Annotated in this window: 16 protein-coding genes, 4 tRNA genes and 1 pseudogene; 6 read left to right on the plus strand and 15 right to left on the minus strand. The window is 62.2% G+C overall.

Annotated elements, in window-relative coordinates:
* Positions 1-102 precede the first annotated feature (102 nt).
* Positions 103-1,842 (plus strand): dipeptidase, encoded by a 1,740-nt coding sequence (locus ACSSVH_RS17690; RefSeq protein ID WP_170056991.1) that lies wholly within the window; start codon positions 103-105, stop codon positions 1,840-1,842.
* 86 nt (positions 1,843-1,928) lie between these two features.
* Here ACSSVH_RS17690 and ACSSVH_RS17695 read toward each other — a convergent pair.
* The 4 genes from ACSSVH_RS17695 to ACSSVH_RS17710 all read right to left on the minus strand — a co-directional run bounded on the left by ACSSVH_RS17695 (position 1,929) and on the right by ACSSVH_RS17710 (position 2,342).
* Positions 1,929-2,004, minus strand: a tRNA-Gly gene (locus ACSSVH_RS17695).
* 3 nt (positions 2,005-2,007) lie between these two features.
* A tRNA-Glu gene (locus ACSSVH_RS17700) sits at positions 2,008-2,083 on the minus strand.
* Positions 2,084-2,188: 105 nt separating this feature from the next.
* A tRNA-Gly gene (locus ACSSVH_RS17705) sits at positions 2,189-2,264 on the minus strand.
* 2 nt (positions 2,265-2,266) lie between these two features.
* Positions 2,267-2,342, minus strand: a tRNA-Glu gene (locus ACSSVH_RS17710).
* A 358-nt stretch (positions 2,343-2,700) separates the two neighbouring features.
* Here ACSSVH_RS17710 and ACSSVH_RS17715 point away from each other — a divergent pair.
* Both ACSSVH_RS17715 and ACSSVH_RS17720 read left to right on the plus strand, forming a co-directional pair.
* Positions 2,701-3,471, plus strand: a complete 771-nt coding sequence (locus ACSSVH_RS17715) for a hypothetical protein (RefSeq protein WP_092234781.1) — start codon at positions 2,701-2,703, stop codon at positions 3,469-3,471.
* Between the two features lie 125 nt (positions 3,472-3,596).
* Positions 3,597-4,409: an alpha/beta fold hydrolase gene (locus ACSSVH_RS17720; RefSeq protein WP_492633560.1), complete on the plus strand. Its 813-nt coding sequence runs from the start codon at positions 3,597-3,599 to the stop codon at positions 4,407-4,409.
* 147 nt (positions 4,410-4,556) lie between these two features.
* Here ACSSVH_RS17720 and ACSSVH_RS17725 read toward each other — a convergent pair whose 3' ends face one another.
* The 4 genes and pseudogenes from ACSSVH_RS17725 to ACSSVH_RS17740 all read right to left on the minus strand — a co-directional run bounded on the left by ACSSVH_RS17725 (position 4,557) and on the right by ACSSVH_RS17740 (position 9,003).
* A complete protein-coding gene (locus ACSSVH_RS17725; protein ID WP_492634724.1) occupies positions 4,557-5,474 on the minus strand; it encodes a methyl-accepting chemotaxis protein in 918 nt (305 codons plus the stop codon).
* A pseudogene (locus ACSSVH_RS17730) lies at positions 5,466-6,497 on the minus strand (methyl-accepting chemotaxis protein); the annotation flags it as partial. The gene ACSSVH_RS17725 and the pseudogene ACSSVH_RS17730, both read right to left, overlap by 9 nt.
* Positions 6,498-6,611: 114 nt before the next feature.
* The gene (locus ACSSVH_RS17735) at positions 6,612-8,036 is read right to left on the minus strand and encodes an aminotransferase-like domain-containing protein (RefSeq protein WP_492633561.1); all 1,425 of its coding nucleotides are present in this window, start codon (positions 8,034-8,036) and stop codon (positions 6,612-6,614) included.
* A gap of 205 nt (positions 8,037-8,241) precedes the next feature.
* Positions 8,242-9,003 carry an SDR family oxidoreductase gene (locus tag ACSSVH_RS17740; RefSeq protein WP_170056988.1) on the minus strand — a complete coding sequence of 254 codons (762 nt, stop codon included), beginning with the start codon at positions 9,001-9,003 and terminating at the stop codon, positions 8,242-8,244.
* A 226-nt stretch (positions 9,004-9,229) separates the two neighbouring features.
* On the opposite strand from ACSSVH_RS17740, the gene ACSSVH_RS17745 reads away from it, so the two are divergent.
* Positions 9,230-10,237 (plus strand): NADP-dependent oxidoreductase, encoded by a 1,008-nt coding sequence (locus tag ACSSVH_RS17745; protein WP_492633562.1) that lies wholly within the window; start codon positions 9,230-9,232, stop codon positions 10,235-10,237.
* Between the two features lie 157 nt (positions 10,238-10,394).
* On the opposite strand, the gene pyrF is transcribed toward ACSSVH_RS17745, so the two are convergent.
* On the minus strand, positions 10,395-11,093 hold the full coding sequence (gene pyrF / locus ACSSVH_RS17750; RefSeq protein WP_029292743.1) for an orotidine-5'-phosphate decarboxylase: 699 nt from the start codon (positions 11,091-11,093) through the stop codon (positions 10,395-10,397).
* A gap of 266 nt (positions 11,094-11,359) precedes the next feature.
* On the opposite strand from pyrF, the gene ACSSVH_RS17755 reads away from it, so the two are divergent.
* Both ACSSVH_RS17755 and ACSSVH_RS17760 read left to right on the plus strand, forming a co-directional pair.
* The gene (locus tag ACSSVH_RS17755) at positions 11,360-12,109 is read left to right on the plus strand and encodes a response regulator (RefSeq protein ID WP_169956845.1); all 750 of its coding nucleotides are present in this window, start codon (positions 11,360-11,362) and stop codon (positions 12,107-12,109) included.
* Positions 12,109-13,149, plus strand: a complete 1,041-nt coding sequence (locus ACSSVH_RS17760; RefSeq protein WP_432754447.1) for a sensor histidine kinase — start codon at positions 12,109-12,111, stop codon at positions 13,147-13,149. The genes ACSSVH_RS17755 and ACSSVH_RS17760 overlap by 1 nt, the downstream gene beginning before the upstream one ends.
* 28 nt (positions 13,150-13,177) lie before the next feature.
* On the opposite strand, the gene ACSSVH_RS17765 is transcribed toward ACSSVH_RS17760, so the two are convergent.
* The 6 genes from ACSSVH_RS17765 to ACSSVH_RS17790 form a co-directional block, all read right to left on the minus strand.
* The gene (locus ACSSVH_RS17765) at positions 13,178-14,239 is read right to left on the minus strand and encodes an AI-2E family transporter (RefSeq protein ID WP_169956816.1); all 1,062 of its coding nucleotides are present in this window, start codon (positions 14,237-14,239) and stop codon (positions 13,178-13,180) included.
* Between the two features lie 71 nt (positions 14,240-14,310).
* Positions 14,311-15,129 carry a DUF4892 domain-containing protein gene (locus ACSSVH_RS17770; RefSeq protein ID WP_492633563.1) on the minus strand — a complete coding sequence of 273 codons (819 nt, stop codon included), beginning with the start codon at positions 15,127-15,129 and terminating at the stop codon, positions 14,311-14,313.
* A gap of 102 nt (positions 15,130-15,231) precedes the next feature.
* Positions 15,232-16,086 carry an alpha/beta hydrolase gene (locus tag ACSSVH_RS17775; RefSeq protein WP_492633564.1) on the minus strand — a complete coding sequence of 285 codons (855 nt, stop codon included), beginning with the start codon at positions 16,084-16,086 and terminating at the stop codon, positions 15,232-15,234.
* Positions 16,083-16,886: an alpha/beta fold hydrolase gene (locus ACSSVH_RS17780; RefSeq protein ID WP_492633565.1), complete on the minus strand. Its 804-nt coding sequence runs from the start codon at positions 16,884-16,886 to the stop codon at positions 16,083-16,085. The genes ACSSVH_RS17775 and ACSSVH_RS17780 overlap by 4 nt, the downstream gene beginning before the upstream one ends.
* 97 nt (positions 16,887-16,983) lie before the next feature.
* On the minus strand, positions 16,984-17,427 hold the full coding sequence (locus tag ACSSVH_RS17785; RefSeq protein ID WP_169956808.1) for a hotdog fold thioesterase: 444 nt from the start codon (positions 17,425-17,427) through the stop codon (positions 16,984-16,986).
* 30 nt (positions 17,428-17,457) lie between these two features.
* Positions 17,458-19,125, minus strand: coding sequence for an AMP-binding protein (locus ACSSVH_RS17790; protein ID WP_169956806.1), 1,668 nt, complete (start codon positions 19,123-19,125; stop codon positions 17,458-17,460).
* Positions 19,126-19,323 lie beyond the last annotated feature (198 nt).

Genomic DNA, 19,323 nt, shown 5'->3' on the forward strand with positions numbered 1-19,323 from the left:
GGGGCTCCCCTCCTGCTTGTGGGTGATGCTAGTGTGTGAAAATGTTTCCGACAAAAAATAGGAAACTTCCTACTCACCACCTGCAAAGGAATGCCCCCAGCAATGGACTTCTCCCTCAAGCACCTGGCCGCCGCCACCCTGATGGTCGCCAGCCTGTCCGCCTTTACCGCACCCGCCTTCGCCAACATCACCCCGCAACAGAGCGCGACCATCCTCAAGACGTTCAATGACGCGTCGATCAAGGACTTCCGCACTTTCCTGGGCAGCCTGGCCAAAAGTGAACTGGGCAAAACCGCCGATCTCGGCCCGGCGATCAGCGCATTTCTCGATAACAAGAGCCTCAGCGCCGAACAGCAAAACGAGATTCACCGCCTGCTGGGCATTTACGCCCGGGTGAAATACGGCGCAGCGGCTACCGAGACCCTGCGTGAGCTGGTGGCCATACCGACCTTCCAGGTAGAAGGCGTAGCCCAGCACGACAACCCTGAATTCATCAAGATCGCCGACAAGATCAAGAGCCTGGCCCAGGCGTTCAACCTGAACTTTCGCAATGTCGACAACCGCGTCTATGAAATATCCCTGGAAGGTACGGGCGATGAAGTGGTCGGCATTCACGCCCACGCCGACGTGGTACCGGTGACCCCGGAAAACTGGGTCCTGGCCGACGGCACCCGCCTCGACCCATTCAAGGTCACGCTGATTGGCGACCGCATGTACGGCCGCGGCACCGAGGACGACAAGAACGGCATCGTGGTAACGCTGTATGCGATGAAAGTGATCAAGGAAGAAAACCTGCCCCTGGCACGCAACTTCAAGCTGCTGGTGGACACCACCGAAGAGACCACTGGCGACGCCATTCCTTACTACTTTGAACACAACCCGACGCCGAACTACAACCTGGCACTGGACGGCGGCTACCCAGTGGTCATCGCCGAAAAAGGTTATGGCACGGTCATGGCGACCTTTGCCAAGCGCAAGGCAGATGGCAAAGGCGCCGAGATCATCGCCATGACCGGCGGCCTGGCGACCAACCAGATTCCTTCGGCCTCGGTAGCCACATTGCGCAGCGACAAACCCGCTGAACTGGCGGCCAGCCTGCAGCAGGCCGGCGCTGCGTTTGCCAAGGCCAATGGGGGTGATTTCACGGTAGATGCCAAGGTTGTCGGCAATGATGTCAAGCTGACCGTTACCGGGGTGTCGGCCCACTCTTCGGAGCCCGAATCCGGTATTAACCCGGTCGCGCGGATGCTGGTCTTCATTAATAGCCTGGATGGCAAGGTTGCGCTCAAGCACAACGAAATCACCGACGCTGCGCGTTACGCCGCCGACAACTGGGGCCTGGATTATCTGGGCGGCAAATTGGGCGTGGGCTTTTCCGATGCGTTCATGGGGCCGCTGACCACTTCCCTGACCTTCGTCGGCATGGATGAAAAAGCCTTCAAGCTGGCAGTCAACCTGCGGGTGCCGAAGGGCAAATCCCCGGAAACACTCAAGAAAGAAATCGCCGACAAGCTCAGCGCCTGGAGCAAAAACACCCATATTGCGCCGACCTTCGATTACTCGGTGGCCGCGCCGATGTATCGCAACCCCGAGGGCGAGTGGGTCAAGGCGTTGCTGGCCGTGTCCACCGAAAACCTGGGCATGAAGCCCGAGTTCGGTACTTCGGCCGGCGCAACGTCGGTGCATGAACTGCCAAACGGCGTGCAATTCGGCCTGGCCCGACCAGAAGCCAAGTACACCGGCCACACCGACAACGAGTTCAAGACCACCGAGCAGTTCCTGCTGGACCTACAGATCGTGACAGAAATGATGGGACGTATCGGGCAACTGCCAAAACTCTAAGCCAACCCTTGGACCTGCTCTTGCAGCGGGTCCATCCCGGACAAACAAAAACGCCGCTCATCACTGAGCGGCGTTTTTGTTGAATATGGAGCGGGAAACGAGACTCGAACTCGCGACCCCGACCTTGGCAAGGTCGTGCTCTACCAACTGAGCTATTCCCGCAAATGGCGTCCCCTAGGGGACTCGAACCCCTGTTACCGCCGTGAAAGGGCGGTGTCCTAGGCCACTAGACGAAGGGGACACGCTAACTGAAACACATGGTGTGTATTCCAGTGCCCAGAGGCCTTGTCCGAAGACTTGGTCCTGGTTTCACTCAGTGCCGCCCGAAAGCCACACTGTTTAAAAATGGAGCGGGAAACGAGACTCGAACTCGCGACCCCGACCTTGGCAAGGTCGTGCTCTACCAACTGAGCTATTCCCGCAATGGCGTCCCCTAGGGGACTCGAACCCCTGTTACCGCCGTGAAAGGGCGGTGTCCTAGGCCACTAGACGAAGGGGACACACGTACAACATTCACTCCCTACCGCGTTTCGCTGTGTGCTTTACGCTGTAAGTGGCGCGCATTCTATGGATGGATTGAAAGGTCGTCAACCCCCAAGGATAAATTTATTTAAATCAATGACTTCCCCCTGCTTTCCAGGCACTCCCGGGGTTTCTCGCCGTCCAGGCTTTGGCGCCTATATTCTGGCGCCCGACAAGGCGTTATAGTCCCCACCCGCGAATGATGGCAATGTGCATCTATAAAGACGATGCCTACATATACAGATGAAAGCACCGACTCATCTCGTCGAAGAGTCCTATCCGCCGCATGCGCCAATCACTACACTTCAACGCACATCCCATAAAGAGGTCACACCGGTGACACCACTCATGATCACCCTGCTGGTAATAGCCGGGATCGTAATACTGATCGCCATTGGCTACATGAACCACGTGGTGGAAAACAACAAACTGGAAAAGGCCCGTGCCCAGATCGAACTCAACGATCGGCTGCGCCGCTGTGGCGAGATCACCGAGACGTTCCCTGGCCAACTGATGACGCCGCAGCTCAAGCTGCTGCTGACCCGCCTGGAACTGAACGTCAACCAACGCATGCTTCACCTGAACAAATCCAGCGCCACTATCAAGGCACGTATTGCCGAGTTGGAAGCACTGGTAGGCCAGGGCGAATCGATCCCGGTGAACAACCCCCCGGGACCGATCCAGACCGAAGCCAAGGCCAAGGATGTGCGCTTTCTGCTCGAAGCCCTGCACGGCCAGGTCACCCGCGCCGCCCAGGACGGCTTTTTGCCGACCAATGAGGCCAAGCACTGGATCCGCGAGATCCGTCACCTGCTGGTGCTGCTGCACATCGAGTTCTTCAACAATCTTGGCCAGCACGCGTTGCAACAGGCGCAGCCCGGCCAGGCGCGCCTGGCGTTCGAGCGCGGCGTGCAATACCTGCGCAAGCAGCCTGAGCCGGCCACCTACAGCCAGCACCTGCAACTGCTGGAAAAACAACTGGCGCGCGCCAACTCCATGGTGCTGACCAACAGCCAGCAAACCGCAGAAGAGGTCAATGAACTGACCGCAGGCTTGAAGGCCGATGACGCGGATGCCGAATGGAAAAAGAAAGTCATCTACGATTGACCCCCTCCTGTACTTAAGTCACCGGGTGCATTTCCTGCACTCGGTGCCATCATCCTGCGGCTATCCCCCCTTCTATAATTCGCGTACAAAAGTGCACTTCATGCACTTAACCAAGGAGGCAAGCCGTGCCTATCGCCATCATTGATGATCAGCCCTTGCACTACGTGGACCAGGGTTCTGGCCCGGCTGTCCTGCTCGGCCAGAGCTACTTGTGGGACCAGCAGATGTGGGCCCCGCAGATCGCCGCCCTGTCGCAACAGTACCGAGTGATCGTGCCAGAGCTGTGGGGCCACGGTGAGTCTGGCCCGCTGCCAGCATCGACCCAGAGCCTGGACGACCTGGCGCGCCAGGCCCTGGCGCTACTGGACCACCTGGGCCTTGCCAAGGTCAATCTGGTGGGTTTGTCAGTCGGCGGCATGTGGGGCGCCCCGCTGGCGCTACTGGCGCCCGAGCGGGTCAATAGCCTGGTGCTGATGGACACCTACCTGGGCGCAGAGCCTGAGGCGACGCGCGAAAAGTATTTCGCGCTGCTCAGCGCGATTGAAGCCACGGGGGCTATCTCAGATGCGCTATTGGATATCATCGTGCCGATCTTCTTCCGCCTCGGCATCGACCGCGACTCTGCGCTGTATCAGGACTTCCGCCAATCCCTGCGTGACTTCCCCAAGGATCGCCTGCTACAGAGCATTGTGCCCCTGGGGCGCCTGATTTTCGGTCGGGGTGATGCGATGGCAGGCCTGTGCCGCCTGAACTCCGATACTACGTTGGTGATGTGCGGTGACGAAGACCAGCCGCGCCCACCCGCAGAAGCGCAGGAGATGGCTGAGCTGATCGGCTGCGATCTGGTATTGATCCCGGGTGCAGGGCATATCTCCAGCCGGGAAAACCCGGATTTCGTCAATGAGGCGCTGCTGACCTTTTTGGCTAATCACGCCTGATCACACCTTGCGTATCTCCAACATGGATGAGATGCCGAGGCACGCAGCTACATTCCCCTGTGGGAGCGGGCTTGCCCGCGATGGCGCCCGTGAGTACACCTCAGGGTGTCAGCTCCCACAGGGAACTCGTTCCGGTCCTGAATATGATTACAACCGGAAATGCCCCACCATCCCCTTGAGTTCCGCCCCCAGTTGCGCCAACTCGATGCTCGACGCGGCGTTACCCTGCATGCTCAGCGCCGATTGATCGGCACTGGCGCGGATGCTGGTGACGCTACGGTTGATCTCTTCGGCCACTGAGCTCTGCTGTTCGGCGGCCGCCGCGATCTGCTGGTTCATCTGCTGGATCAGCGAGACCGCCGCCGCAATGCTGCCCAAGGCGCTTTCGGTTTCCAGGGCATCGCTGACGGCCAGTTTCACCAGCTCGCCACTGTGCTGGATATCCCGCACCGAGGACTGCGCTGCACTGCGCAAGGTGCTGACCAGACGTTCGATTTCTTCCGTCGATTGCTGGGTGCGCCGAGCCAGGGCCCGCACTTCATCGGCAACCACCGCGAAGCCGCGCCCTTGCTCGCCGGCGCGTGCCGCCTCGATGGCCGCGTTGAGTGCCAGCAGGTTGGTCTGCTCGGCCACGCTTTTGATCACCTCCAGCACGCTGCCAATGTTCTGGATTTCCGCGCTCAGGCTCTCGATGCTGGTACTGGCGGATGTCGCCGAACTGGCCAGCAACTCGATGCGCTGCAAGCTCTGGCGCACCACCTGTTGGCCGCTGTCGACCTTGTCGTCGGCGGTTTGCGCCGCTTGGGCGGCCTGCTCGGCATTGCGCGCCACATCATGCACCGTGGCGGCCATCTGGTTCATGGCGGTGGCGACTTGCTCGGTTTCTTCTTTCTGGTTGCTGACTTCGAGATTGGTCTGCTCGGTCACGCTGGACAACGACTGAGCCGAGCTGGCCAATTGCGCAATGCCCGCCTGCAACCCGCTGACCATGCTGCTCAGGCCCCCGCCCATCTGCTGCATCGCCTGCATCAACTGACCCATTTCGTCCTGTCGGCTCACCTTCATGCGCCCGCTGAGATCCCCGGCGGCAATCTGCCGGGCCACGCCAATCACGCTGCGCAGCGGCAGCACGATCAACCGGGTAATCAGCCACGCCGCAATCACCCCCACCAACAAGGCCAGGGCCGACGAAACAATGATCAGCAAGCTGCTCTTGGCCAATTGCGCCTGCATCGACTGGTCCTGGGCGGCATAGGCCTGGTTGACCTGCGCCACCACCTGCGCCGCCCGCTCATGCAACTGCTGGTAGACGATCTTTTCCTGGGCCAACAGGCCGGTGTATTCGGTGAGTTTTTCGCTGAAGGCGCCGATGTGCCCGACCACTTCATTAAGCACCGTCTGATAGCCGGGGTCCTTGACCAGGGTCTTCAGTTGTTCGGCCTGGGCCAGGGCCTGGTCAGCCTGTTCGATGCGGCCTTGCCCGGCACTGTCCTCATCACCCTTGCGGCTTTGATCCAGACGCACCCGCGCTTCGTTCATGGCCTGCAACATCAGGCGCGAGACCTGCGCCACCTGGCCGGCCTGCTCGATAAACTCGGCGCCCTCCCTGCCCTGGCTTTCCTTGAGGCCATAGGCCCCGTCGTCGGCCAGGCCGGCCTGCAGTACATCAAGGTTGTTGGCCACGCTGGACACCGACCAACTGGCCATTTCCAGCGCCAGATCCTTGGCCTGGGTCAGCTCGACAAACTCGTCAAACGCCTTGCGATAAGCGCCCAGGGCCTGCCCGACCTCGCTCATGTTCAGCGCCAGCGCCTCGGCCAACAGGCTATCGACCCGCTGGTGCAGGGCCTCGACCGACTTGGCGTCGGTGCGCAACGCATACTCCTGCTCGATCAGGCGCACGTTCAGCAGCCCTTCATTGAGCGAAGACATGCCCTTGAGCCCCACAAAACGCTGGCCAACGGTTTGCAGGGACCACACGCCAATCGCCGCCACCAGGGCCGTCAGTAGCAATACCAGGGCAAACCCCAGCCCCAGTTTCCTGGCCAGCCCAAGGTTGGCAAATCGTCGTTGCACGGCCCAAATCATTGCGCAAAATCCTCTTGGCGTGGCGAATGCCAGCAAGCCCGGTATCCATGCAACGAGATTCGCAACCCCGGCCCCGGCAACACAAGACGTTGGCGCCACAATAATGGCAAAAAGCTACATACCCGTCGTTTTCAGAATGGTGGAGGTCGATCCTGCAGGCCCCATCGCCTTGAACAACGCCAGGGCCCGGTGATCACAGGCATAGGCCACGTTGATCCGTAGCCAATCGGCGTGCTCGCCGGTCGGGCTGAACAACTCCCCGGAAGACAGCAGGACCCCAAGCTGCCGCGCCCTGGCATGCAACCTCGTGCCATCCACTGCGCCGGGGCGCGCCCACACAAACATGCCACCTGCAGGTACCGCAAACACCTCCCACTCTTCGTCCTCCAGCACCTGCAACGTCTTCGCCATCTCCGTGCTCAAGCGACGGCGCAGGCGTTGCACCCATTTGCGGTAGGTGCCGTTGGCCAGCAGGCTCGCCACCATCGCTTCGGCGAAGCGCGAGGTGCCCAGGCCCGTCAGGGTCTTGAGCTTGAGCACTTGGCCGATCAAGGCCGCGCTGGCGGTGAGATAGCCGACTCGCAGGGCGCTGCTCAGGGTCTTGGAAAAACTCGAGACATAGATGACCCGATCACCATGGGCCAATGCCGCCAGCCGGATACAGGAAGCATGTTGCAGGTCGCCGTAGACATCCTCCTCGACAATCAGGAAGTCCCGGGCGTGGGCCAGGTGCAGCAGGCGCTCGGCCACTGTCCGCGAGAGGCTACTACCGGTCGGGTTGTGGTAGAGGCTGTTGATGAACAGGCACTTGGGGCGGTGGCTGGCCAGCAGCGCCTCCAGGGCCTGGATGTCCGGGCCACTGCGGGTCCTGGGGACCTCCAGCAACTTGACGCCGTGGAAGGCCAACTGACGATAAAGGTTGCCGTAGCCAGGGGTCTCAACCACCACCGTATCGCCGGCCTTGAGCAAGGTGCGGATCAGCAGGTCCTGGGCATGGCTGGCACCATGGGTGGTGAGAATGCGTTCGGTACTGCTGGCCACCTGGATCTGCGTCAGGCGCTTGTGCAATTGCTCACGCAACACCGGCAACCCCAGGGGCGTGCTGTAGTTGAAAACCCCTGCGGTATCGGTACGGCTGATTTCGCGAATCGCGTAGCTGATGTCATCACTTTCACGCCAGGAGTCCGGCAGCCAGCCGCACCCCAGCTTCAATTCACCCAACTGGTTATCGGTAAAGGCTCCCCACCTGCGCTCCGCGCCCTCGTACCACTGGCACTCTGCCAGTGGACTGCTGGCCACAGGTTGTTCGGCGATAACAAACCCCGAGCCGGCCCTTGAGGCCAACACCCCTTCGGCCACCATGCGCTCCAGGGCCTCGATCACATTGGATTGACTGAGCAGGTTGTCATGAGCCAGTTGCCGGATGGACGGCAGGCGCGTTCCAGGGCTGACCCCGCTCTCTCGGATCCATGCGGCAATGGCGCTGACAATTTGCTGAACCACCGGTACAAGGGCTTGTCGATTGATCCCTAAATCCATGAGCCACCCCCTTCAACTGTTTGGCTTTTAACTCCAAACAGTTAAGCACAGAAGGTCCGGATCACCCCGCTCATAAATTTATTAAATCATTGATTTTATTGAATAATTTACCTATTGAAACACAATAAACCAAGGCATCTTGCCACCTGCGGAAACGCCCCACAGCGCCTCAAATCACTTTCCCAGTGGTGCACGGCAGCAGGTCCTAAATAGCGGTCGCCCCACCATCCACCGCCAATGCATGCCCGGTGGTGAACGCCGCACCATCGCTGCACAAATACAGGACCGCACTGGCGATTTCCCCGACCGTACCAATACGCCCGACCGGGTGCATGGCGGCGGCAAATTCGGCCTTGCGCGGATCGGCTTCATAGGCGCGGCGGAACATGTCGGTGTCGATCACCGCCGGGCACACGGCGTTGACGCGGATTTTCTTTTTCGCGTACTCGATGGCCGCCGACTTGGTCAGGCCAATCACCGCATGCTTGGACGCCGCATAAATACTCATCTTCGGCGCAGCCCCCAACCCGGCCACCGACGCGGTATTGACGATCGCCCCGCCGCCCTGGGCCAGCAGCAACGGCAATTGGTACTTCATGCACAACCACACGCCCTTGACGTTGACCCCCATGATCGCGTCGAACTCATCCAGGGTGCCATCGGCCAACTTGCCTTGTTCGATTTCGATGCCGGCATTGTTGAACGCATAGTCCAGGCGGCCATAACTGTTCAACACCTGCTGCATCAGGTTCTTTACGTCCGCCTCCAGGGTGACGTTGCAGCGCACGAACACCGCCTCACCGCCCACCTCGCGGATGAGCGCGACCGTGCCCTCGCCGCCCGTCACATCCAGGTCGGCGACCACCACCTTCAAGCCTTCCTCGGCAAATGCCAGTGCCGTGGCGCGGCCAATGCCGTTGGCGGCACCAGTGACCAGGGCTACCTGGCCGGAAAACGTCATGCTCATAGCTTTTATCCTTGGATGAATACCCGTTCGCCCAGCATAGCCAGTGCCCGGCGCCGCGCGTCAGCACTATCAGAAGGCCGGTTGAACGCCCATGCGTGGCAGTGATAAGTGTGCCGTGCCCACTATCAAGCCAGCCTATCGACGGGCATTCGCAGGCATCGGCCGAACTTGCTCCTGGCGCCTGGAAGGTCTATCACTTGAGGTTCATTTACCCAGAGTCCTTGCCATGACTGCCCAGACCAACCGCCAATTCCTGCTTGCCAAACGCCCGGTCGGCGCGGCCACGCGGGACACCTTTACCTATCAGGAAGTGCCAGTGGGCAACCTGGCGGACGGCCAGGTACTGGTGCGTAATGAGTACCTGTCCCTCGACCCGGCCATGCGTGGCTGGATGAATGAAGGCAAGTCCTACATCCCGCCGGTATGCATCGGTGAAGTCATGCGCGCCCTGGGCGTAGGCCAGGTCATCGCCTCGAACACCCCGAAATTCGCCGTAGGCGATTATGTGAATGGCGCCCTGGGCGTGCAGGATTACTTCCTCGGCGAGCCGCGAGGTTTCTACAAGGTCGACCCGAAACTGGCGCCGTTGCCGCGCTATCTGTCGGCGCTGGGCATGACCGGCATGACCGCCTACTTCGCGCTGCTCGACACCGGCGCGCCTAAGGCCGGCGACACCGTGGTGATTTCCGGCGCCGCCGGGGCGGTGGGCAGCATTGCCGGGCAGATCGCCAAGATCAAGGGATGCCGCGTGGTGGGGATTGCCGGCGGCGCCGACAAGTGCAAGTTCTTGCTGGATGAACTGGGGTTCGATGCGGCCATCGACTACAAGCACGAAGACGTGCCGACGGCCCTCAAGCGCGAATGCCCGAAAGGCGTGGACGTGTATTTCGACAACGTGGGCGGCGATATCCTCGATGCCGTGCTCAGCCGCCTCGCGCTGAAGGCGCGGGTAGTGATCTGCGGTGCCATCAGCCAGTACAACAACAAGGAAGCCGTGAAGGGCCCGGCCAACTACTTGTCGCTGCTGGTCAATCGGGCGCGCATGGAAGGGTTTGTGGTGATGGACCACGCGGCGAACTTTGCCGCCGCCGGCCAGGAAATGGCCGGCTGGATGGCGCAGGGCAAGCTCAAGAGCAAGGAAGATATTGTCGAGGGGCTGGAGACGTTCCCGGAGACGCTGATGAAGCTGTTCAACGGCGAGAACTTTGGCAAGTTGGTACTCAAGGTCAACTGACACCCCACAGAGCCCTTGTGGGATTGGGTGCCAGCCGACACACCATAAGCAAATGTAGGAGCTGGCTTGCCTGCGATAGCATCACCTCGGGCTGACTGAAAAACCGAGGTGCCTGTATCGCTGGCAAGCCAGCTCCCACATTTTTAGCGCAAAGGCATCAGGCGATTTCAGCAACCACCGCCGCCAGGGCCTTGGCCGGATCGGCCGCCTGGCTGATCGGGCGACCAATCACCAGGTAATCAGAACCCGCATCCAGCGCCTGGCGCGGGGTAAGGATGCGGCGCTGGTCGTCCTGGGCGCTGCCCGCCGGGCGAATCCCCGGAGTCACCAACTGCAACGCCGGATGGGCGGCCTTCAACGCCTGGGCTTCCAGCGCCGAACAGACCAGGCCATCAAGGCCGGCCTTCTGCGCCAGGGCCGCCAGGCGCAGCACTTGCTCCTGGGGCTCGATATCCAGGCCGATACCGGCCAGGTCTTCACGCTCCATGCTGGTCAGCACGGTTACACCGATCAGCAGCGGCTTGGGACCGCTGCGTTGCTCCAGCACCTCACGGCACGCGGCCATCATGCGCAGGCCGCCGGAACAGTGAACGTTGACCATCCACACGCCCATCTCGGCAGCGGCCTTGACCGCCATTGCGGTGGTGTTGGGGATATCGTGGAATTTCAGGTCGAGGAACACCTCAAAACCTTTGTCCCGCAGGGTGCCGACGATTTCTGCGGCGCAACTGGTGAACAATTCCTTGCCGACCTTGACCCGGCAGAGCTTGGGGTCCAACTGGTCAGCCAGCTTCAGTGCGGCGTCACGAGTGGGGTAATCCAGGGCGACGATGATAGGAGTCTGGCAGACGGACATTGGAATGGGCTCTCAGGCAAGTCGAAATCGGCGCGGATTGTAGCGCAAGCAGCGGCTTTGCGGGATCCGATGATCGGTAAATCCTCGCCGACTGCCTACTTTTCTGGGAGAAGCGGCTAATATTTCAAAGTCGATACATTCACGACACGCCTGCAACATGCCCCGCCAGTAGCCTCGCCCGCATGCCCCGACACGGCGCCTACGCTCAACGCACCTACCCCGTCGCCGCCCCTGGGCCGACGGTCAACCAGGCAGATGATCGCACCATGCATACCCCTTGCGCCCTGAACCACGAGCCCGCCACCGAGGACAAGCGCTGGAACACCCGCGCGCTGATCGTCGACGACGATGTGCCGATCCGCGAACTGCTGATCGATTACCTGGCCCGCTTCAACATCCTCGCCAGCGGCGTGACCGATGGCGCCGCCATGCGCCAGGCCATGCTGGCCGAGACCTTTGATGTGGTGGTGCTCGACCTGATGCTGCCGGGCGAAGACGGTTTGTCGATTTGCCGCTGGCTGCGGGCCGAATCGGATATCCCGATCCTGATGCTGACCGCCCGCTGCGAACCCACCGACCGCATTATCGGCCTGGAGCTGGGGGCTGACGACTATATGTCCAAGCCGTTTGAACCCCGGGAACTGGTGGCGCGGATCCAGACCATCCTGCGCAGGGTTCGTGATGAGCGCACCGAGCAGCGGACCAACATCCGCTTCGATAACTGGCGCCTCAACAGCGTGCTGCGCCAACTGGTGGCCGACAACGGCCTGGTGGTGCCGCTGTCCAACGCCGAATTCCGTTTGCTGTGGGTATTTATCGAACGTCCGCGCCGGGTGCTCAGCCGCGAACAGTTGCTGGATGCCGCCCGTGGGCGCTCGATCGAAGCCTTTGACCGCAGCATCGACCTGCTGGTCTCGCGCCTGCGCCAGAAACTGGGGGACGACCCCAAGGCCCCGCAACTGATCAAGACCGTGCGCGGTGAAGGCTACCTGTTCGACGCGCGAGACATTGGCTGATGCGCAACGCCTTCAACACGTTGTTTGGCCGCCTGTTCGGGGTGTTGCTGGTGGGCATTGTGCTGGCCCATGTGCTGGCGATCCTTTGGTTCCAGCATTACGGCCCGCCGCCACCACCGCCTGTCACAACGCTGGTCGAACAAGCGGACGGTACCTTGGAGCCCCAGATACAGAGCCGTCCCAGACTCAGAGGCGCGGTGGTGCTGCTGTCCTTCCAATGTATCTCGCTGATCATCGCCGCGTGGTTCGGCGCCAAGCTGCTCAGCCGCCCGATCCAGCGCTTGAGCGCGGCGGCCGAGCGCCTGAGCCTGGACCTGGACAGCCCGCCCCTGGACGAATCCGGCCCGCGCGAAGCCCGCCAGGCTGCCTCGACCTTCAACCTGATGCAACGGCGCATCCGCGAACAAGTCAGCCAGCGCGCGCGCATGCTCGGCGCAGTGTCCCACGACCTGCGCACCCCGCTGTCGCGGCTCAAGCTGCGCCTGGAGCAGATCGACGATATGCGCTTGCAGGGCCAGATGCGCCACGATCTGGACGACATGATCGGCATGCTCGACGCCACCTTGAGCTACCTGCACGAACAACGCACCGGCGAAAGCCGACAGTGGCTGGACGTGCAGGCACTGGTGCAATCTTTGAGCGAAAACGCCCAGGACCAGGGCGCAGACGTGCAGTGCCTGGGCCAAAGCGCCCCGCTGCAAGTGCAACCCATGGCCTTGCGCTCGTGCCTGAACAACTTGATCGACAACGCCCTGCGTTATGCCGGTACGGCGCGCATTGAACTGCAGGATAGCCCCCAGGCGCTGGTGATTCGGGTGATCGACCATGGGCCGGGGATTGCCGCCGAACAGCGGGAAGCGGTGTTCGAAGCGTTTTTTCGGCTGGAAGGCTCGCGCAACCGTAATTCCGGGGGCGTGGGGCTGGGGATGACCATCGCCAAGGAGGCGGTGGAGCGGTTGGGGGGTAGATTGAGCCTGGAGGAAACACCAGGCGGTGGGTTGACGGCAAAAATGTGGCTACCCAGAAGCGAACCCCTGTAGGAGCCGGCCTGCCGGCTCCTAGCAGAGATCAGTTTGTCTTGTCCTCGCGACGAACCTGCGCCTGGCTGGCGCTCCAATCCGTCAACAGGCTATACGCCACTGCCAGCAAGGTCGGCCCGATAAACAAGCCGATAAAGCCAAACGCGATCAAGCCACCAAATACCCCCAGCAGCACAATAACCAGCGGCAGGTTGCCGCCGCGGCTGATCAGGTACGGCTTGAGCACGTTGTCCACGCCGCTGATGATGAATGTGCCCCAGACGCCAAGGAACACCGCATAGGTGTAATCGCCCTTCCATACCAGCCAGGCCGTGGCCGGGATCCATACCAGCGGCGGGCCCATGGGGATCAGGCTCAGCAGGAAGGTGACGATGCCCAGCACCAGTGCCCCCGGCACGCCGGCGATCAGGAAGCCGATCAGTGCCAGCAGTGCCTGGGCGGCGGCGGTGCCGATCACGCCGTTGACCACCCGCTGTACGGTACCGGCGACCAGGTCGATGTAGTACCCGGCACGCTCACCAATCAAGCGTTCCAGCAAACGGTGGACGAACATCGCCAGGCGCGGCCCGTCGCGGTAGAAAAAGAACACAAACACCAGGCTCAGGGTCAGCTCCAGAATGCCGCCGCCGATCTGCGCGCTACGGGCCAGCAGCCAGTTGCCGACCTGCCCCAGGTACGGTTTGATCGTGACCATCAAGGCTGCGCCCTGTTGGTCGATGCTGTCCCACATGCCCACCAGCCGCTCTCCCACAAACGGGATGGAGCCCAGCCAGGTGGGCGCCTCGGGCAGGCCGTCGACCTGGACGTCCTTGATCAGCGCCACGGCGTCGCGCACGTGGTCGGCCAGGTTGAAGCCCAGCCACACCAGCGGCACCGCCACCAGCAGCATCCAACCCAGGGTCAGGATCCCGGCGGCCAGGGACTCGCGGCCACCCAGGGCGCGGGTCAACAGGCGCATCAGCGGCCAGCTGGCAAACGCCAGCACCGCGCCCCAGAACAGCGCCGACCAGAACGGCGCCATCACCCAGAAACTGGCACCAAACAGCACCAGGAGCAGGATCTGCACCAGCAGGCGATCATTGTTGAGCATGTGGTTTCTCGAAAAAAGTCTGTAGAGGAAGAGCTTAGGCGAACGGCACGGGTCCGTTCGCCCTGGAACGATCAGCGGATCACTTGCAGATGCAGGCCCTTGGCCTCGCTAGTGGCGGTTTCCAACCGCGCCGCGCGTACGCCCTTGTCGATCAGGCCCTGGCGCCAGGCTTCGGCGTTGGGCCCGCTCAAACTGACCCGCAAGGTGGTATCGAGGTTCAATCCACGGGAAATCAGGGTCAGCCACGTGGCGTCGGGCTCAGCCCCCAGCGAGGGGAAATCCAGCTCGTCGGTGCTTTTCAGTTCGCGCAACAACGTGGCCGAGGTTGGCAGCAATTGCCCCAAGGGCGCGCTGGCGTCCATTTGCTCCACATGCAGGTACGCCCGGCGATTGCCGCGAGTGATGCCGTACAGCGCCACCAGGGAGTTGTCCTGGGGGGCGGCCAGGCGCAGCAAGAGGAATTCCTGCTGGCCATCGGCGCCCACCAGCTTGGCATTGCCCAGGACCTCGTTGGCCCAGAGGCTGCTTTCGCCACAATCGCGGGCCTGGCACCAGAACAGCAACTGTGCGCCCTGCTCTTGCAAGGCCTCGCGCGTGGATTTGAAGGCCGCGCTGGAACTGTGCTCGGCGGGCAGTTCATAGGTGATGGCGGTCACTTGACCACGCGTCGTGGCCTGGCCTTCGTAACGTAACTGGCCGCTGATCTTGCGGATCGCGCCCATCGGGTAAATGCGTTCTTTTTCTTCGGCGGGACGGTAGTCGACAATCTGCGCATCCACCTGACGGGCCACGCTGGGCAGATCCTGGCTTCCCGGTAGATCAGCAGCGAAAACCAACGGGCTGACGCAGCACAGCCCAAGCACACGGATAATTCCCTTGGCACTACTCATCGGATCGGTGCGCCTGGGCCGGTGGATGCCTTCGCGGTATTCGGATTGTTCATGGTTGACTCCCTTTCAATCCGCCCAGCCTCGACAGTTGCCCCCGCCAAGTCAAGGCGCGGTGAAGAACCGATTGAAACAGTCTGCAACAAGAGCGGCCCCCGGCTCGTCATTCAGGTGCAAATGATGGCCACCTGCAAGGGTCGTCACGCTGAACGGCAGCTGCGAAAGCAGCTCGGGATGCTTGGCCAGCATGCCCTCTTGTGCGACCACCAACTGCGTAGGGCAAGCTACCCGGCGCACGAAGGCCATGGCCTGTTCTTCCGTCAGGCGCATCGGCGAGGCCAGGGTCAGGCGGCTGTCGCTGCGCCAGGTGTAGCCACCCGGTACCGGCATCAAGCCGCGCTGGGCCAGGAGTTCCGCGGCTTCACGGCTGACGGCGACCACACCTTTCATCCGCGCCTCCACCGCCCGGTCGAGGCTGCCATACACCGGCTTGCGCTTGTCTTGCAGGTTGATTTGCGCCTGCAAGGCCATGCCCAGGCGCTCGGCGGCGTTCTCGCCGGTGGCGGTCGGCGGGATCACGCCGTCGATCAATGCCAAATGCGTCACGCGCTCCGGCATGGCCCCGGCCAGTACGGTGGAAACAACTGCACCGAGGGAGTGGCCAAGTAATGCAAAACGTTTCCAGCCCAGTTGTTCGGCCACTTGCAGTACATCGAACACGTAATCCCACAGCGCATAACCTGCCCCGGCCGGGCGATGGGACGAGTGGCCGTGGCCGGCCATGTCCAGGGCGACAATACGCAAGCCGTGCAGCTTGGGTGCCAGGCGCGCGAAGCTGTTGGCGTTGTCCAGCCAGCCATGCAGGGCGATCACCGGCAGGCCGTCTTGCGGGCCGAACAGATGGGCCGCCAGCTCGATATGCGGCAGGCTCAGGCGCACTTCTTCGACAGGCACGGTCATGCGCAGCTGCGCTCGCGGGCTTGCCAACGGGTGAACAGGTTCTTGATCAAGGTCGCCGTATCCTGCGGGCGCTCCAGGGGAAACATGTGGCCGCCGGGCATGGTCAGCATCTCGCCCATGGGCAGGCGCGCGACGCCGCTGGCGTGATGGCGCATCACCACCCGGCTCTGCCGGCCGCGTACCACGGCCAGTGGCACTTTCAATTGGCGAGTCTGGCCAGGGCTGGTGTGTGGCACGCCGCGGTAGATGCTGATTTCCGTGGCCGGGTCGAACCGCAGGCGCAAGCGATCGCCGACCTGGTGCAAACCGTGTTGCAGATAGGCCTCCAGGCAATCCGGGTCAAACCCGCGGAACAACGTCTTGCCGGAAAAATACTGGCGCGCGGCCTCCAGATCGGCGAACTCTTCGCGCCGGCCCAGGGTGCGGCCAGCCGGGGTCAGGCGGTCGATCAGGCCAAAACGCTTGGCCGCACGGATCACCCAGCGGTCGGCCAGGGTCAGCACCGGCGAATCGAGCATCACCACCCCGCGATACAACTGCGGGCAGCGCAAGGCCGCGTGCAAATGCAACACCCCGCCCAGTGAATGGCCGACGCCCCACACCGGCTCCGGTTGCTGTTCCAGGTGGTGGATCAATTCGTCCACCAGGTTCTGCCAGTTGTCATCCACCGGAAACCGCGGATCGTGGCCGTGCTGTGACAGGTGCGCCACTGCGTACTCCGGCGCCAGGGCCTCGAACAATTTGCCGTAGGTCGCCGAAGGGAAGCCATTGGCATGGGTGAAAAACACATGTTGCGACATAGCCTGCCCATCTTCAAAAACAGAAATCGATTGTCCCCACCCCCGGTCGCCACAGCAATGACTGTAACTGCCAGGAATGATGACACTCACGCCACGCCTATCGCGCTGGCGGGTTCTCGCCCAGCGGCACCACCGCCATGGTCAGGCGCGACACGCAACTGGCCTTGCCCTCGTCACTGGTCAGGCGAATGTCCCAGACATGGGTGGTGCGCCCGATATGGATCGCCCGGGCCACCGCCGTCACCCGCCCGGACCGCAGGCCGCGCAGGTGATTGGCGTTGATCTCCAGGCCCACGCAGTAGAACTTGCTGGCGTCGATGCACAAATAGCTGGCCATGGAGCCGACTGTTTCGGCCAACACCACCGAGGCCCCACCGTGCAGCAGGCCATAGGGTTGATGGGTGCGGTGGTCGATCACCATGCTGGCGGTCAGGGACTCGTCGTCGAAGCGCTCGAAACGGATGTCCAGCACCTCGCCAATGGTATTTTTCTGGATGGCATTGAGTTGCTCGATGTTGGGAAGGGTGCGCCACAGGCTCATTGCAGTGTCCTTATTGATTTTATTGAATGCTCAATCCTGCCACAGCACCGCCTCGGAGCGCGCGCTCCAGGCCTGGAACTGTGGACCGTAGGTTGACTCGATCACGTTGCGCTTGATCTTCAGGGTCGGCGTCAGAAAGCCGTTTTCCACGGCCCAACTGTCTTTCACCACCACCAGTTGACGCAAGCGCTCATGTTTATCCAGCACCTGGTTGACCTCCTCCAGCAGGCGCTCCAGGCTGCCGTGCAAGGATTGCCGGGCCTCGCTGGCCGCCTCTTGCAGGCCCACCGCAGACAGCACGCACAAGCCCATCGGCGCGCTCAGGCCATCGCCGACCACACACACCTGCTCGATGCGCCCGTGCTCCGCCAGGCGGTTTTCGATGGGCGCCGGGGCCACGTACTTGCCCTTGCTGGTCTTGAAGATTTCCTTGAGGCGCCCGGTCAGGCGCAAGCGGCCTTCGGCATCCTGCTCGCCCTTGTCGCCGGTACGCAGGAAGCCGTCCTCGGTGAGGGTCTCGGCGGTCTTCTGCGGGTCCTTGAAGTAGCCGAGCATGGTCGCGCCGCTGCGTACCTGGACTTCGCCAGCCGGATCGATGCGCACCTCCACGTCCGGGCACGGCAGGCCGATCCAGCCGATCTTCTGCTGGCCCGGGCGACAGACGTGAGAGTAACCACAACTTTCGGTCATGCCATACACCTCCAGCACGTCCAGGCCCAGGCGCTGGTACCAGCGCAGCAGCGCCTCGGGCACCGGCGCGGCACCGGAAAGGGCCACCCGGACCGCGTCCAGCCCGAGGCCGGCAAGGACCTTGTGGCCGACACGTTTGCCGATAAATGGCAAGCGCAGCAGCAGGTCCAGGCGTTTTTCCGGGATTTTGCCGTACACCCCCATCTGGAATTTGGTCCAGATCCGCGGCACGCCGAACAGGGCCGTGGGCCGGGCGCGTTGCAGGTCGGTGAGGAAGGTGTCGAGGCTTTCGGCAAAAAACACCGTTTGCCCGGTGTAGATCGCCGCCATCTCGACAAACATTCGCTCGGCCACATGGCACAGCGGCAGGTAAGACAGCAGGCGATCGCCCTCCCCCAGGCCGAACAGCTCGGTACCCCGGGTCGCCGCGAACGCCAGGCCGCCGAAGGTATGCATTACGCCCTTGGGCAGGCCAGTGGTGCCGGAGGTGTAAATGATGGTGGCCAGGTCCGTGGCCGCAGGCGCGGGGTCATCCTGGATCGGCGAACAGGCTTGCAGGTCGGCCCAGGTGAAGTCGAACTCACCCTCGGGGCACAGCGGCAGGCTGATGGTCGCAAGCCCGGCCTTGATGCCTGGGGCCATGGCTGGCCAGTCGTCAAGCTTGCCGATAAACGCCAACGCGGCCTCGGAGTGCTCCAGCACATGGGCCACGGAATCGGCGGTGAGGTTGGGATACAGCGGGACCGAGACATGCCCGGCCATCCAGATCGCCAGGTCGGCGATGATCCAGTGCGCGCAGTTTTTCGAGATCAGGGCAATGTGCGAGCCCTGGGGCAGCTCCCGCGCGCGCAGCCAATGGGCGGCACAACGGGCCTGGTGACCGGCTTCGCCCCAGGTGAGCGTCTGCACCTCGCCGCCGCCCAGGGGCTGGACCAGGAAGCGCTGGCGCGGATGGCGCGCCTCACGTTCAAAGAAGACCTGCAGCGGCAAACGAAAAGCGACAGACATGGGACGCGCTCCTGTGTGTTCCGATGGTAGCCAACCAAGCACTTGCTTGGTGGACTATTCCATGCACAAAGGAGCACTGCAAGTTCCTTACTGACACAACACAAATAAGTGTGGGAGCGGGCTTGCTCGCGAATGCGCAGTGTCAGCCAATATATTCATTGACTGATACACCGTATTCGCGAGCAAGCCCGCTCCCAC

The sequence above is a fragment of the Pseudomonas sp. HC1(2025) genome, assembly GCF_058742075.1.